The 14717-nt window shown below is 59.7% G+C and carries 13 protein-coding genes and 2 pseudogenes; 4 read left to right on the top strand and 11 right to left on the bottom strand.

Features of this window, described 5'->3' with window-relative positions; all coding sequences use genetic code 11:
- Nucleotides 1-3: 3 nt before the first annotated feature.
- The 6 genes from P3T23_RS16055 to P3T23_RS16030 form a co-directional block, all read right to left on the bottom strand.
- Nucleotides 4-972 carry a carbohydrate ABC transporter permease gene (locus tag P3T23_RS16055; RefSeq protein WP_429317149.1) on the bottom strand — a complete coding sequence of 323 codons (969 nt, stop codon included), beginning with the start codon at nucleotides 970-972 and terminating at the stop codon, nucleotides 4-6.
- Between the two features lie 82 nt (nucleotides 973-1054).
- A complete protein-coding gene (locus P3T23_RS16050; RefSeq protein ID WP_429317148.1) occupies nucleotides 1055-2311 on the bottom strand; it encodes an ABC transporter substrate-binding protein in 1257 nt (418 codons plus the stop codon).
- A 92-nt stretch (nucleotides 2312-2403) separates the two neighbouring features.
- Nucleotides 2404-3945, bottom strand: coding sequence for an aldehyde dehydrogenase family protein (locus tag P3T23_RS16045; RefSeq protein WP_429317147.1), 1542 nt, complete (start codon nucleotides 3943-3945; stop codon nucleotides 2404-2406).
- Between the two features lies 1 nt (nucleotide 3946).
- A complete protein-coding gene (locus tag P3T23_RS16040) occupies nucleotides 3947-4729 on the bottom strand; it encodes an enoyl-CoA hydratase/isomerase family protein (RefSeq protein WP_429317146.1) in 783 nt (260 codons plus the stop codon).
- On the bottom strand, nucleotides 4722-6293 hold the full coding sequence (locus P3T23_RS16035) for an acyl CoA:acetate/3-ketoacid CoA transferase (RefSeq protein ID WP_429317241.1): 1572 nt from the start codon (nucleotides 6291-6293) through the stop codon (nucleotides 4722-4724). The genes P3T23_RS16040 and P3T23_RS16035 overlap by 8 nt, the downstream gene beginning before the upstream one ends.
- Before the next feature lie 45 nt (nucleotides 6294-6338).
- The gene (locus P3T23_RS16030; RefSeq protein ID WP_429317145.1) at nucleotides 6339-7358 is read right to left on the bottom strand and encodes a Gfo/Idh/MocA family protein; all 1020 of its coding nucleotides are present in this window, start codon (nucleotides 7356-7358) and stop codon (nucleotides 6339-6341) included.
- A 75-nt stretch (nucleotides 7359-7433) separates the two neighbouring features.
- On the opposite strand from P3T23_RS16030, the gene P3T23_RS16025 reads away from it, so the two are divergent.
- A complete protein-coding gene (locus tag P3T23_RS16025; protein WP_429317144.1) occupies nucleotides 7434-8561 on the top strand; it encodes a LacI family DNA-binding transcriptional regulator in 1128 nt (375 codons plus the stop codon).
- Here P3T23_RS16025 and P3T23_RS16020 read toward each other — a convergent pair.
- Nucleotides 8475-8732, bottom strand: a complete 258-nt coding sequence (locus P3T23_RS16020; RefSeq protein WP_429317240.1) for a hypothetical protein — start codon at nucleotides 8730-8732, stop codon at nucleotides 8475-8477. The two genes, P3T23_RS16025 and P3T23_RS16020, sit on opposite strands and share 87 nt — an antisense overlap.
- Nucleotides 8733-9162: 430 nt before the next feature.
- Between P3T23_RS16020 and P3T23_RS16015 the strand changes: the two genes are divergently transcribed.
- Nucleotides 9163-9963 (top strand): LysR family transcriptional regulator, encoded by an 801-nt coding sequence (locus tag P3T23_RS16015; protein WP_429317143.1) that lies wholly within the window; start codon nucleotides 9163-9165, stop codon nucleotides 9961-9963.
- 453 nt (nucleotides 9964-10416) lie between these two features.
- Here the strand turns inward: P3T23_RS16015 and P3T23_RS16010 are convergent, their stop codons facing one another.
- Entirely contained in the window at nucleotides 10417-10917 is a 501-nt protein-coding gene (locus P3T23_RS16010) for a flavin reductase family protein (RefSeq protein WP_429317142.1), read from the bottom strand.
- 415 nt (nucleotides 10918-11332) lie between these two features.
- On the opposite strand from P3T23_RS16010, the pseudogene P3T23_RS16005 reads away from it, so the two are divergent.
- Nucleotides 11333-11549: pseudogene (locus P3T23_RS16005) on the top strand (transposase); the annotation flags it as partial.
- Between the two features lie 68 nt (nucleotides 11550-11617).
- On the opposite strand, the gene purU reads toward P3T23_RS16005, so the two are convergent.
- Complete coding sequence (gene purU / locus P3T23_RS16000; protein WP_429317141.1) at nucleotides 11618-12478, bottom strand: formyltetrahydrofolate deformylase; 861 nt, start codon at nucleotides 12476-12478, stop codon at nucleotides 11618-11620.
- Nucleotides 12479-12507: 29 nt separating this feature from the next.
- Nucleotides 12508-13131: a glycine cleavage T C-terminal barrel domain-containing protein gene (locus tag P3T23_RS15995; protein ID WP_429317140.1), complete on the bottom strand. Its 624-nt coding sequence runs from the start codon at nucleotides 13129-13131 to the stop codon at nucleotides 12508-12510.
- A gap of 29 nt (nucleotides 13132-13160) precedes the next feature.
- Between P3T23_RS15995 and P3T23_RS15990 the strand changes: the two are divergent.
- Nucleotides 13161-13802: pseudogene (locus P3T23_RS15990) on the top strand (transposase); the annotation flags it as partial.
- 433 nt (nucleotides 13803-14235) lie between these two features.
- On the opposite strand, the gene P3T23_RS15985 reads toward P3T23_RS15990, so the two are convergent.
- Nucleotides 14236-14700, bottom strand: a complete 465-nt coding sequence (locus P3T23_RS15985; RefSeq protein ID WP_429317139.1) for a nuclear transport factor 2 family protein — start codon at nucleotides 14698-14700, stop codon at nucleotides 14236-14238.
- Nucleotides 14701-14717: the final 17 nt, after the last annotated feature.

Here is a 14717-nt window from a genome sequence, read left to right as displayed (position 1 = left end):
GGATTAGTGCGAGTCGCTGCCGCTACGCGGACGGAGCTCTGAATACAGGTACGGAACCATGATCGCCGCGACCGTGCAGAGCATCATGACCGCACTCGCCGCCCCCATTCCCAGTTCGTTTCGCGTGAAGGTGAACGAGTACATGAAGGTCGATGGCAACTCGGTGGAATAACCGGGACCTGCGCCTGTCAATGCCACGACCAGTTCATAGCTCTTGACCGCGAGGTGAACCAGGATGACGAATGCAGAAACGAAAGCCGGTCGGAGTTGCGGAATGATGATGCGTCGATAGATAGCAGGCATTCTCGCCCCGTCGATCGAAGCGGCCTTGACCATATCCTGATCGATACCCCGCAGACCGGCGAGGAACATTGCCATGACAAAGCCAGACGCCTGCCACACCGCGGCGATGACGACGGTGTAAATCGCCATCCTGCTATCGATGATCCAGTCGAACCTGAAACTGGTCCAACCCCAGTCGTGGAAGAGCTTCGCCAGCCCGAGACCCGGATTCAGTATCCATTTCCAGGCCGTCCCGGTGACGATGAAGGAAATCGCCATCGGATACAGGAAGATCGCCCGAAGACCGCCTTCCGCCCTGATGCGCTGGTCGAGCAGGATGGCGAGGGTCAGCCCGATTGCCATGCACAGGACAACGTACAACGACGCATAGATACCCAGGTTGGTGACGGCGACGTGCCAGCGTGGATGTTCCCAGACTCGTCCGTACTGCAACAGACCGGCCCAGTGCAGATTGGCAAAGGCGCGTGAGCGCGTGAACGACAGGAAGGTTGTCCAGACGATAAAGCCGTAGACGAAAATCAGCGTCGTGATCAACGTGGGCGACAACACAAGCTTCGGCAAAGCCTGCTCAAACCGGTTTCGTAGACTCGACCGGCGTTTGTCGTCAAGATGGGATTCGTCCACAGTGCCTTGTGTCGAGGCGTGAGCGGTCCGGTGTGTAGTGTGCATGGCAACCACCTTTACTTCAGGAGCATCGGTCCTCACAGCGGCGCACCATCGCACCGCTGTGAGCTCTGAGACGGTTCAGTGCCTACTTTGCGTTGTTGACAGCGTCGACCAGTTGCTTCACCGCATCGGCAGATGACTGGTTAGAATTGAAGAAATGCGTGACGACGTCATAGACGGCGTTCTTCGGACCATCGGGCATCGCGTGCCCATGTGCGAAGCTGCCCACCATCGTGCCGTTCTTCAGCGCTGTCCGAAGGTCAGCCATCGATTTCTGGCCGCACTCGTCGAAGCCGTCGGGCGGCACATCAAGACGCGCCGGTATCGCTCCCTTGATCTGGTTGAATTTCGCCTGGACCGACTTGTCCATCACCGTCGAGGCAAACGAGCGTTCGCCCGGCAGGCTGGCATCACCCTTCTTGAACGTCGCGAACTGGTCCGTGTTGAAGATGAAGTCGCCCTGGGTGCCGGGGTACTGGAAGCACAGGTAGTCGACATTGCCCTTCTTGCCTGCGCTCGCGAACTCGCCCTTCGCCCAGTCGCCCATGATCTGCATGGCAGCCTTGCCATTGATGACCATCGACGTCGCGAGATTCCAGTCACGACCCGGGAAGTTCGGATCGACCATGCCACGAAGCGTGCGCATCTGGTCAAACGCCTTTTCCATCGTCTTCGATCCAAGCGCATTCGCATCGAGATTGACGAGGGCCTGGGTATAGAATTTCGGGCCGCCGGCAGACATGACCGCGCTGTCGAAGATCGTTGCTTCCTGCCAGGGCTGCCCACCATGGGCAAGCGGAATGTAGCCAGCCTTGCGAATCACAGCGGCATCGGCCACCAGCTGGTCGAACGTCTGCGGCGGCGTGAGATGCAACTCATCGAAGATCTTCTTGTTCGCCCAGATCCAGTTGGTCCGATGGATGTTGACGGGCACCGCGACCCAATGACCGTCGACCTTCGAGAAACGCTGGATCGGACCCGGCACGAGCTTGTCCCAACCCTCTTTCGTCGCAACAGGATCGAGGTTGGCCAGAAAATCCTGCGATGCGTACTCGGGAATCGTAAAGCCGAGCATCTGGATGGCGTCAGGGGGGTTACCGGATGCAACCCGCGCTTTTAGTACCGTGCGCGCTGCTTCGCCCCCGCCCCCGGCAATCGGCGCGTCCTTCCACGCATAGCCGCGCTGCTTCAAGCCGTCCTTTAACACCTCCAGGGCCTTGGCTTCGCCGCCCGAGGTCCACCAATGCATCACTTCGACGGTTTTTGTGTCGGCCGCCGATACCGTCCCGCTACTACTGACGGCGAGCGCTGCAACGAGCGCAAAAAGTGTCTTCCTCAACATGTCTCACTCCAGATGGGTTGCTCTCTCTTACGGAGAGGATTTTCCAGGTTTCCCCCGGCGGATCATTCCGCCTGAGGCTTGTTGCGTGACAGCTACTTCTTCGCCGGCATCCACAGGTTCTTGCGTTCGCCGATGTGCAGTTGAATCGTCTTCGTCTCCGTGTAGTCCTCCACCGCCTGCCTGCCGAGTTCGCGGCCGACGCCGCTCGCCTTGAAGCCGCCAAACGGGAGCTCCGGGTAGCCATCAAGGAAGGTGTTCACCCAGATCGTCCCTGCGTCGACACCGCGTGCGACCTTCAGACAGGTATCGATGTCGCTGCTCCACACCGCCGCCGACAAGCCGTATGCGGTGTCGTTGGCGATTTCGATGGCGTGATCCAGGTCGCGGAAAGCGATGACGCTCAACACCGGTCCGAAGATTTCTTCTCTTGCGGCGCTCATGTCAGCCGTGACTTCAGTGAGGACCGTCGGCTGCAGATAAAGGCCGTCGGCACCGGCGTAACGTGCGCCGCCGAGACGCACCTTCGCCCCCGCCGCGACACCGCTCTCGATATGACCCAGGATGTCTTTCATCTGCTGCTCGCTGACGATCGCGCCGACCTTCGCATCGGGATGAAGCGGGTCGCCGACAGGCACTTGACGGGCACGCTCGATGACCGCAGCGGCGAACCGCTCGACAATGGATTCATGCACGAGCACCCGGCTGCCGCTGTTGCAGCATTCGCCAGCGTTGAAGTACACGCCGAACACGACCGCATCGACCATGGCGTCCCAGTCGCAGTCCGGGAAAATGATCTGGGGATTCTTGCCGCCCAGTTCCAGGGCGACTTTCTTGAGCTTCTTTGAAGCAACCCCGGCGAGCATTGATCCCACGCGGGTCGAACCCGTGAAGGACAGCATGTCGACTAGCGGGCTTTCAGCAAGCGGCTGGCCGACGCTCGGGCCCGTGCCTGTCACGACGTTGGCGACGCCGGCTGGCACGCCCGCCTTTGCGAGGATCTCCATCAGCATGACGGTCGTGCCGGACGTCAGTTCGCTGGGCTTGATCACGCATGTGCATCCCGCCGCCATTGCGAACGGCAGTTTCTGGCACAGGATCCACAGCGGAAAGTTCCACGGCGTGATGATGCCGACCACCCCGATCGGCTGGCGCAACACCAGACCGAGCATGTCCTCACCGAGGGTGTTGTAGGCATCCCCGCTTGTGGTACGGGCAAGGCTTGCTGCGTATTGCCACAGATCGACGCAGCCGGCGACTTCGGCTCGCGCCTGGGTGAGCGGCTTGCCGTTCTCCAGCGACTCGATCAGCGCGAGACGCTCAACTTGAGCCTGAATGCCATCCGCGATCGCCAGCAGGACGCGGGCACGCTCCGCTCCCTTCATTTTGGACCACGGGCCTTTGTGAAATGCGTTATGAGCTGCGTCGATCGCCGCCTGGACGTCTTCGGGCGTCGCAACGGCATAGGTGCTGACAACGTCGCCGTGCGCCGGACTGCGCCGCTCGCTGCGTTCGCCGTCAGCCGCATCGCGCCACTGCCCATCGATGTACAGGCGACCGTGATACACGTCAAAGTCAGGCTTCTGCGACGCCACAAGCAGGGGCGCCAGTTCCGGATTCGTATTTGCAGTCGTCATCTCAGTTACCCTCAAAATTCGCAGTGCGCTTCTCGCGGAAACTCAGCATTCCCTCACGCGCATCCGCGGTGGTTGCCGCCAGTGCCCCCGCCATCGCTTCAAGGGTGACGGCAACGCCTTCTCCGCTGGCAGCGTTCACCAGTTGCTTCGTAAGCTGAACCGATACAGGCGCGAGACGGACGACCTGCTCAGCCATCTCGATTGCCGCCTTCAACGCACCGCCCGGTTCCGCAATTTCTTCGACAAGACCGATTTCACGCGCACGCATTGCGTCAATTCGCCGGCCGGTGAGCGCCAGCAACTTCACCTTGCTTGCGCCGATGATCGAGACGAGCCGTTGGGTGCCGGACCAGCCCGGACACGTGGCAATCCCCGCTTCCGGGAGCGCGAAGGTCGCGGCAGGGTCAGCGATCCGGATGTCCGCGACTGCGGCCAGTTCCAGGCCACCGCCGAGTGCGTGTCCATTGATTGCTGCGATGACCGGTGCACGAAGCGCGGCCCAACGGTCGAAGATCCTGTGTCCACGCGGCACCCACTGACGCCACATATCGAGCGGCGCAAGCGCGGACCATTCATTGATGTCTGCCCCAACGCAGAAGGCCTTCGGTCCCGCACCTGTCAGGACCACCGCGCGCACATCGGTCAACGCGTCGAGCTCCGCAGCGACCGCATCCAGGCGCTCAAGCATGGCTGGCGTCAAGGCATTGAGCTTGTCCGGACGGTTCAACGTGACCACCGCGACTGCGCCTCTGCGCTCAACCTGGATTCCATCGATATCAGCCACGATGAGCCTCCTTGAGTTGCAGTCCGAACGGCGTTTCGCTAAAAATCGCGGCATCCATGGTTTTCAGATCCGGTGACACGATCAAGGGGAAATCGGCCTGCTCAAGCACGTCCTTCGTCAGGTCGATACCGGGTGCGATCTCGATGACCTCGAGACCTTCACTCGTGAGCCGCAGGACGCAGCGTTCAGTCACATACAGCACCTGCTGACCACGCTGCTGCGCCATGCGCCCGCTGAAAGTAACGTGGTCGACGTCAGTGATGAACTTCTTCGATTTGCCTTCCTGGAGAATCGTCAGCCGTCCGTCGCCGACCTGAAGTTTTGCGCCCGCTGTGAAGAAACCCGAGAACACCAGTTTTTTCGCATGGGTCGTGATGTCGATGAAGCCGCCGCATCCGGCAGTCAGGTACGGCTTGCTCGGCAGCCTGGATACATTCACATTGCCAAAACGATCGATCTGCAGGAACGACAGCAACGAGACATCGAAGCCGCCACCCTGGAAGTAGATGAACTGCGACGGCGATGGCATGATCGCGTCGGCGTTTGCGGAACAACCAAACGCAAAGCCAAGCAACGGCATCCCGCCGACCGCGCCCTGCTCGATGACCCAGGTCACCCTGCCGTTCAGTCCTTCTTCAAGGAGAATGCGCGGAACGTTGGCGGAGATGCCAAAGCCGAGATTCACCGCGTCTCCGTCCGCGAGTTCCATGGACGCGCGGCGGGCAATCACCTTTTCCGCGTTCCACCCGGCGAACTCAAATTCGCTGTCCGGGACCTTGATTTCGCCGCTGATCTCCGGGTCGTATTCAATCTGCGTCGTCTGTTTCTGCTCGGGATCCACGACCACGTAGTCAACAAGATTGCACGGAATATGGACCTGCTGCGTACCGAGCGAGCCGGCCTTCACGACCCGTTTGACCTGCGCGATGACAATGCCGCCGTTGTTGCGCACGGCAAGCGCCTGGTCCCGGCCGCCCAGAAGCGCACCTTCGTGCTCGTACGACAGGTTGCCCTTTTCGTCAGCCGTTGTTGCACGCACGATGGCGACGCGCGGCACGATATTCGGAAAGAAGAGCCACTCCTCGCCCGCGAACGTGACCTTTTCCACGACCGGTTCGGATTCGGAGAGACGATTCATTGCCCCGCCCTGCCGGTCCGGGTCGACGAAGGTGTCGAGCCCCACCTTGGTGAGGACACCCGGACGCTTCGCTGCCGCGTCGCGATGCATGTCGAACATCACACCGCTTGGCAGGTTGTAAGCACGGATTTTGTTGTCGACCACCATCCGCCAGATGTCGGGCATCGGAAGACTCGACGGACCGCTCGGAAACGAGCCCGCGATGATCGACTTGATCAGACCGTGTTTCGCCAGATGATCAACGCCCTTGACCCCGTACATGTCGCCAGCCGCAATCGGATGCAGCAGCGTAAGCTGCCGAGGATGGCCTTCCGTCTCAAAGCGCGCCCCGATCGCCGCCAGCATGGCGTCAGGACAACCCAGGCCGCTCGACGAACTGACGGTGACGACATCACCGTCGTTGATGAGGCTTGCGGCGGTCGCCATCGAAACTACTTTGCTAGAACCCACAATGGATCTCCTGAAACTGACTCAGCGCGTGAATTGCGGCGACACCGTGACGTGCGCACCGGTGGAAGCTGACTCCTGAAGCGCCAGCGCGGTGGCGAGTGACCGGTAGCCATCGGGACCGGTCGCGGCGGGATCCTCACCGAGGACAACCGCGCGATGGAACTGGGCGACCGCCGTGATATAGAGGTCCTGATGGACGACCTCGACGATTTCGAGACCTTTTGCCGAACGCAGCTCGATTGCTCCGACGGGGCGCTGGGTCATTACGTCACGCGCGATCAGCGAGCCTTCGGTCCCATGGATCTCGAGGCCGGTCGACGCGTACGGCACATTGAACGCATCGTGAATCTGCGCAAGCACACCGTTACTGAAGCGGATGATTCCCATGACACCGTCGGCAAGCCCCGCTGACCCCATGCTTCCGGACGAGGTCATCGCACTCACCTCAACGGGTTCTGCGTCCAGAAGGAAACGAAGGGTGTCCGCATCGTGCACGGAGATGTCGAAGATGACCCCGCCGCCCGCATCCGGGCGCTCGATTCGCCAGCCACGGAGATGGGGAGGTAGCGAGACCGCGTGAAAGACGCGCACATAAAGCGGCGTGCCGACTGCCCCTGAACGGATGAGGTCGCGCATACGGCGGTGTGTCGCCGCACAGCGCAGGTGATGGTTGGTGGCGAGGACGACCTGATGTGCGGCGCACGCCTCGATCATCTGGCTGGCGTCAGTCTCTGAGAGAGCGAGCGGCTTTTCACAGAGCACGTGTTTGCCGGCGGCGGCAGCGGCCAATACCTGAGGCAGGTGTTTTTCGTTTGTGCTGCTGATGTAGACGGCGACGATATCGCGATCTGCGAGGATCTCATCGAGATTTGTGCTGAGCCTTGCGATCCCGTGTTTGTCCGCAAACTCGCGGGCACGCTCTGCGCTGCCGCTGACGACCGCTTCGATCGTGCCGTCGGGCTGCGTCCGGATCGCGTTGACCATCCACTCGTCGGCTATGGTGCTGGCGCCAACCAGCGCCCAGCGAATTTTAGTAGGCATCGTCTCACTCCATTGGAACGTTCCAACTTGCGTTCGTTGGATCGTTCCAACAAACTGTAGTAGACTGATTTCACGATGTCAAAGACTTTTTGGAACGTTCCAATTGTGCAAAGCAACATAAAAGCAGGCCCGACCATCCAGGATATCGCCGCCGCCGCTGGCGTGTCCAAGTCGACGGTGTCGCTCGTCCTTCAGCAGAGCCCGAAAATCAAGGCGGAGACCGCGGACAAGGTGCGGGAAGCAGCGCAACGCCTCGGCTATGTGTACAACCGCGGTGCAGCAAACCTGCGTGGCAGGCGCAGTACCACCGTGGGCATGGTCATTAACGACCTCACTAACCCGTTCTTTGTCGAACTACTGGTCGCCATTGAACGGGTACTCGCGCAGTCTGGCTATACAACCCTGATGGCACACACGGCGGAAAGCGTCGCGACTCAAACGCGGGTTCTGCAATCGATGCGCGAACAGAATGTGGCCGGGTTGATCATGTCTCCTGCGCTGGGAACCCCCGAGCAGTTGCCGGCCGAGATCAGGTCCTGGGGCATTCCGCTTGTCCTGGTCATGCGGCCGATGGGCGCGGATGTCGACACAGTCGGTATCGACAACAGAGTTGGGTTCACTCTCGCGACGGAACATCTGATCGCGCAGTGCCATACGCGTATCGCATTCGCGGGCCATCGAGTCGGGTACGCCGTTGCGAGCCAGCGCAGACAGGGCTACCTCGCGGCGATGGCAAATCATGCGCTGCCTGTCGCCGACGAGTGGATCATCGACGTCGAACTGACGCCGGAAGGTGGCCGCAAGGCAGTCCGTTCAATCTTCGAGATGCGGCCTCGTCCGACGGCGGTGGTTTGCTACAACGATCAGGTTGCGTTTGGCGTACTCCACGAGCTCGACAGAATGGGCAAACGTGCGGGCAAGGCACTCGCGGTCGTAGGCTGCGACAATGTGGTGGCGGCGGAACACACCAACCCACCGCTCACTACCCTTTCCGCCGGCGCGGACAAACTGGGCACCATGGCGAGTGAGGCGCTTCTGGCCCGGCTCGATCCAGCGGCGGACGGGAACCAGCCACCCGTGCAGTACTTTGCGATTCCGCAGCTGGTCGTCAGGGAGTCAAGTGTGGGGGCTACGGCGCGCCAGCCGCATCTCTCGATTGAACCCACTCGCACGGAACGTCGCGCTGCGGGTCCGCGGCAATAGGCTTCCCTTCCCCAGTGGGTGGTCTGAATGCGTTGTGGCCATATGACGCGCAACCGCCTGCGACATGGAAAAGGTACCTCGTATATTGACGTCGACTACCGTGTCGAAAGCTTCAGGCGAAATGCCAAGAAGGTGGCCGCGACTCGGTGAGCCACTTCCGGCGCAGTTCATCAGGCATTGGTTGCTGCCTTTGAAACAGATGGCATCTCCAATCACTCGGGCGTGAGATCCAACTTCGCTCAGTTCGCCTTTTTGCGAACCTCCCGACCTGACTCCTTGATCATCTTGCGGGCCTTAGCCGTTTCATCGTCGTCAACAAGGTCGGTGAACACGATGTCGCAACCGTGGTGAGCCAGTTCGATTGAGATCGAACGGCCCAATGCCGCGGCGGCCGCCGGTTACCCAAGTGTTCGGACATCGCGTCGAATCTGTTTCATGGTTGCCTCGTCTTTCTTGCGATTCTGCCGGCTGGCGTAGTGCAGCCGGCACTTCCTGCTGGACGTATCCTAGCCAAGCAGATACCAGACGAGTGGCGTGAGCCACGGTCACCCGATCCATTCGGACTGCCTGGCTGTCCGCCGCTGAAGTGGAAATCCGCGACTTGGAGGACGAACTGGGTTCGCCTCTTCTTGAGCGCAAACCGTGGGGAGTCGCTCTGACGCTGGAAGGCACAGCAGTGTTACAACGTGCCCGCGCGGTGCTACGGGAGATCGAGCGGGTCGAGGAAGACGTCCGGCACTTAAAAGGTCAGCGAAGTGGCAAACTGACAATCGGCGTCAATTCCATCACCGGCACGGCAGGACTTGTAGAAGCGTTCGCCGAATTTAGGAAGACTTGGCCCGGAGTGTCGGTCGAGTTCCTTGAGTTGGGGGTTAGTCAGCTATGCGAGCAATTACGAAACCGAACGCTGAATTTTGCGTTCGCCGCCCTTCCGCTCGCTCCGACAGACGATCTCGGGCAAGTGCAGACCGTATTCTCGTTTGAAACCGTCTTTGTTACACGCGAGGCGGGAACGTTTGCGCAAGCGACATCCCTCGAAGAATTGGGGGAAGCTGAATGGATTCACACTGACGTCACCAACCGATTCCCGGATTTTCTTCGCAACACGTACTCGCGCAAGGGCCTATCGGCTCCTCAACGTATCACTCGGTGTACGTCGTTCGCACTGTTCTACCGCTTGGTGCAGGATAAAAGCGCTGTATTCACGTTGACTCGCCATTCCATGAAAGAGGCGGAAATGGGCTGCACGTATGTTGAGCTCGCCTTAGCAGAACGGCCGCCACCTTTGACGCTATATCTGATATCCCCTCCGGAGAGTGAGCTGACACGTCCAGCTGAACATTTCGTAAACGCGGTCCTGAACGCGACAGAAAGCAAGCAGACTTTGAACTCCGTCTTTTAGCGGCAGACCGCCGCCATGAACGTCTTTCAGTGACAGATGCCCCGAATCATCTGGAAATTAGGCCGAACTGCCACGACCCAATCGCCTGGAGAAATGGCAGTTGGGTGCGATGGCGCGGGCTTCATCGTCTCGACGCGCGGTGCCAGCGCCCGCTCTTTGCGAACCGACGTCCGCCGCGCGTGAATATCCTGCTCGCGTCGTTTCAAGGCTTTGCCGAAACCGGACGGCCTCCCCTTGCATCGCCGCAGACCAGTTTCGGTCACCACCTTCCCAAGTACTCCTTTGCCTTGTCAAATCAGTTAGACCACTGTCACCGGAATGAAAACTACGAGCTGCTACGGGATAGCGTCATCCCGGAATCACAACGCATCGCCCGCGTGATTCTGACCGGAGTACATTGACTACACGTCGGCCCATTGCGCAGACATGGCGTCTATTCCATTACTCCAGCTATTACGCCCTGTCCGCGCGTTCAGCCCGAGCAAGCTGGTTGAACGATCCGCCGTGAAAGCCGAGCGGCGATACATCCGTGTCTCCCATCTCAACGACTTGTCCGATGAAAATGGTGTGATCACCTGCCGGGATTGCTTGATCGAGCAGACACTCGAAGAAAGCGGCATGGCCACGAAGTATGGGGAGACCAGTCCTGCTTTCTCCCCATGCGACGCCTTCGAAGCGATCGGTGACCCTCGATGCGAACCGTACAGCAGTCTCTTTCTGGTCATGTGCAAGAATGTTAACGACGAAGCCAGTCGCGCTCACAAAAGCTTGATGCACCGTAGCACGTTTGTCGAGACAGGCGAGGACGAGCGGAGGCGACATGGATACTGAGGTAAACGAATTGGCTGTGAACCCAACGTTTCTCCCGTCCGCGGTGCGTGTCGTGACTACAGTCACGCCCGTGGGAAAGCAGCCGAATGCGCGACGCAGGTCCGTTGTGGAAAAATTTGACATCTGAATGACTCCGAGCCCTTTGATGAGATGCAGATGATATGAAGGCTCGTTCGCTCGCGCTATGCCGAAATGGCGAGAGCAACGTCTGTTTTCGCGATCCTTTGCACTGGACGCCGCCCCATGTCTGGCGTCAACTAGAACTACCGTCGTGTTGCCTCACGGGATGATGTTACTCCCGGGTAATTGTCGCCAGACAGCCCCAATTGCACGCAACACAAGATGACACGCCGTCGAATCGGCAGTCACCATGCGCCGCACCGGCATCCAAGTCTATGTGCAATGTTGGACGCGAGCGCCGAAGGTTATTCCAAAGGAAGATGACGCATCATCATCCAAGAGCGCGCTTGAAAATCGAGCCGAGATGTGGTCGAAAGATGGAATGTCGTAAGAAGAACATCAGGAGTGCAAGGCAAAGCTGACACGCAGGACAAAACGCACCCGCGTGACATGGCCGATTTCGTGTGTGCCGCCCTCAACGGATTGTCGCTGCGGGCGACCTCGCCAGTGCAATTTTCGCGAAGTGGTCAACGCGTTGCTGTCAGGTGCGCGCGGACTGCGGCTGGCGGATGCTGCCGAAGGACTTCCCGCCATGGCAAACCGTTTACTGGCGGCTCCGCAAAATGATGCGCCGGTTCCGTCCGCCCAGTCCCTGAACACAAACCGGGAAGCAATGGTGCTTGCCCGGTCTGCGGCAAGAAACTCACCCAGGAAAGACAATTGTCTTGTTGCCGTTTAGAAGTACGCGGTCTTCCAGATGGTACCGGACGGCTCGGGCGAGAACCCGGCGTTCGATATCCCTGCCTTTCCGAATCAACTGCTCCGGCCTATCCCGATGGCTAATGCGTTCGACATCCTGCTCGATAATCGCTCCTTCGTCGAGCGCTTCCGTGACATAGTGGGCCGTCGCTCCTATAAGCTTCACGCCTCGCTCGAAGGCCTGATGATACGGTCTTGCGCCTTTGAATCCCGGTAGGAAAGAGTGATGGATGTTTATGCATTTCCCCTTGAGCGCCGTGACCAAGCTGTCCGAGAGAATCTGCATATATCTGGCTAAAATGACGAGATCGGCCTCAGACTCCCGCACGATCCTAAGTACCTCCGCCTCTTGGTGGCCCTTGCCACGTTCATCCAGAGGTAACCAGTGAAACGCTGTATCACTCAAGTCGAGATGGCTGAACGCATCGCCCGGGTGATTGGACACGATGGCGACCACATCCATTTGCAGTTCGGCCGTTCGCCATCGATAAAGCAAATCGGCCAGGCAATGATCCGCCTTAGAGGCCATGATCACGACGCGCCGCCGCTGGTCGCACCGCTGAACAGTGATGTTCATTTCGAATCTCTTCACAGTCGGTGCCATTAGCATCTCAATGTCCGTACTTACCTTTGCATCCGTGGCTTTGAAGTGCATTCGAATGAAGAACGAGTCACTATCGATATCGTCGAATTGCTGTGAGTCGAGGATATCGAATCCCGCTTCGAACAGCCGCGTCGTGACTGCCGCCACGATACCTGGCTGATTCCTGCAGGAAAGCAGCATCACATAGTCTGGGAGCTTCATAGGGGCGATTGGCTGAGAAATTCAAATCGTTAAATCGCGTCGCGGCGGTGGTCCGCTTTATAGGGAGCCGGAGCTATCCTCGCGCGAATGATCTTCTGACGCTTGCCGGGTGCACCCCACAAGACCTGCACGGCCGTACCTGGAGTGGCAAGCGTCGGATCGACATACCCAAGCGACAGCACTTTGCGGAAGTAGTAGCTGTATCCAGGTGAGGTCGAGATACCGACGTTACTTCCCTGCATTTGAATGGAGTCCGCCCAGACCATCCACCGCTGCGGATGTGGGATGTCCATATAGTCATATGGCTCGCCACCGCGGAACAGCGATGCGTAGATATCAATCACATCATCTGCATTGAATTCCAGCGTGACGCGCGCGAGCTTTGGTCCGGCCGCTAACTCCGCCTCGAGTGCAGCACGTCCCGTGAATTCGTGGTCGAACTTGACACTCTTTCCCCAACCAAGCTCGAATGGACTGCGGCAATAGTCGGTGACATCCGCTCCGACATAGCTACCGCGAATGACTGGCACCAGACCTTTCATATCAAAGTTCTTTCGGAGGAACTCCTGGAACCCGACGGCATCCGTCCCGAAGACGTCATTCAGGTAGTGCCAAGTGATCGTCGGGAACGCAGCTTCCAGGTGATTGATCATCGCCGTGCGGCGCCCCAAACGCCGCATGCCATGTGCACAACTGTCGCCGGGCCAAATTGGTTGAGGGACGTCTGGAGTCGATCCGCCGCGCTATGCCGCTTACTGACGATCCAGGTATCGTTGCACCTCACCGGTTGCTCGTGCTGATGCTGGTGGCGCAACTGCGCACAGCGCTCGCTGCGATCGACATGTTCGACAGGGAGATCGCGGCAGTCGCACGGACGCTGCCCGATTTCGACCTGTTTGACAGCCTGCCCGGAGCAGGTCCGCATCTGACGCCGCGCCTGCTGGCTGCATTCGGCGAGCAACGTGAGCGCTTCAAGGGCGCTGATGAACTGCAGAAGTACTCCGGCATCGCGCCGGTCACCGAGCGCAGCGGCAAGAAGTGCTGGGTGCACTGGCGCTGGCAATGCCCGAAATTCCTGCGCCAGACCTTCGTCGAATGGGCGGGCCAGACCATCAACAAATCGTTCTGGGCGGGCGCCTACTACCGGCAACAGCGGGCGAAGGGCAGCTCGTATCAGGCCGCCGTCAGGGCACTGGCGTTCAAGTGGATACGGATCCTTTACCGCTGCTGGCAGACAGGCACGCGGTACGACGAGAGCATCTACCTCAACGCCCTCAGGAAGCGTGGTTCCCCACTCCTCAGGAACCTCGAATTTCCGGGGTAACCCGTTCCGGTCGGCGGTTACGTAGCTGGTTCCGGGTCGGTGGCTTTCCTCCATTTGACGTCTTGTCGCGAGTTGTCCACGGCCGGCCGGCGGGTCGCCTGTTACGACCATGACGCTGGCCGGCGGATGGGCAACTCGCCAGGCGGGGGCGCATGACGTCTACTTCAACATGGGCTGGCCTGCCCGTTCCTTACGAACCGGGGGGTACCGGAAACCAACTTCCCGCTGAAAAACCTTGACGGACTACCTCAGGGCGTGAAACGGTCCTTCAGATTGCCCAACACCGGCCGTTCAACACTACCGAGCAATAGGATTAATGGCTTGGGAATCCGCGCGATGAATATCCGTGCCAAACCATAAACCGACACCCGCTTGGACCGCCATGAAGCGACTAAGACTGATTGACGATGCTGGAAGCGAACTCTCGACGGCCTCAGTTCCGGTAGTCTGGGGGGACCGAGAAGATCACTTTCTCCGGATCGGGCAGGTCCTTGACGCCGCCGGCCAGGAGCGCCTGGGCCACGGCGACCGGGTTCAGAGACTCCCGCAGCAGCTTGATTTGACCGTTCTCGGCCACGAGACGGCCAGTAAACAGGTGATGGACGGTGCGCCCAGTCGCCCTCGCCGTCGGGTGGGCCATGTATTCGGCGAACACCTGCTCCGGTGTGTCGATCAGGACGTGGGTGTCCTCGGGCTCGAAGGCGAAATTCAGATAGAGCCCGGCGAGAGAGTCTTGGAGCTCGCTGATCGCCTGGCGACCCCGGTGGCGCCAGGGGACGCCCAGCGAATGCAGGAACGGCAGTTCGACCGCCCCATCTTCGGCGAACAAGGCGGCGGCGTTTTGGCCGCGCGTGACGGCGGCGAGGAATTCGAGCAGCAGGGTCTTGGCGTCTTTCATTGTGAAGGCCTTTCGGA

Source organism: Paraburkholderia sp. GAS448 (assembly GCF_050435685.1).
Taxonomy (GTDB): domain Bacteria; phylum Pseudomonadota; class Gammaproteobacteria; order Burkholderiales; family Burkholderiaceae; genus Paraburkholderia.
The sequence above is the reverse complement of the archived record's forward strand: the minus strand, read 5'-3'. Positions and strand labels throughout refer to the sequence as shown.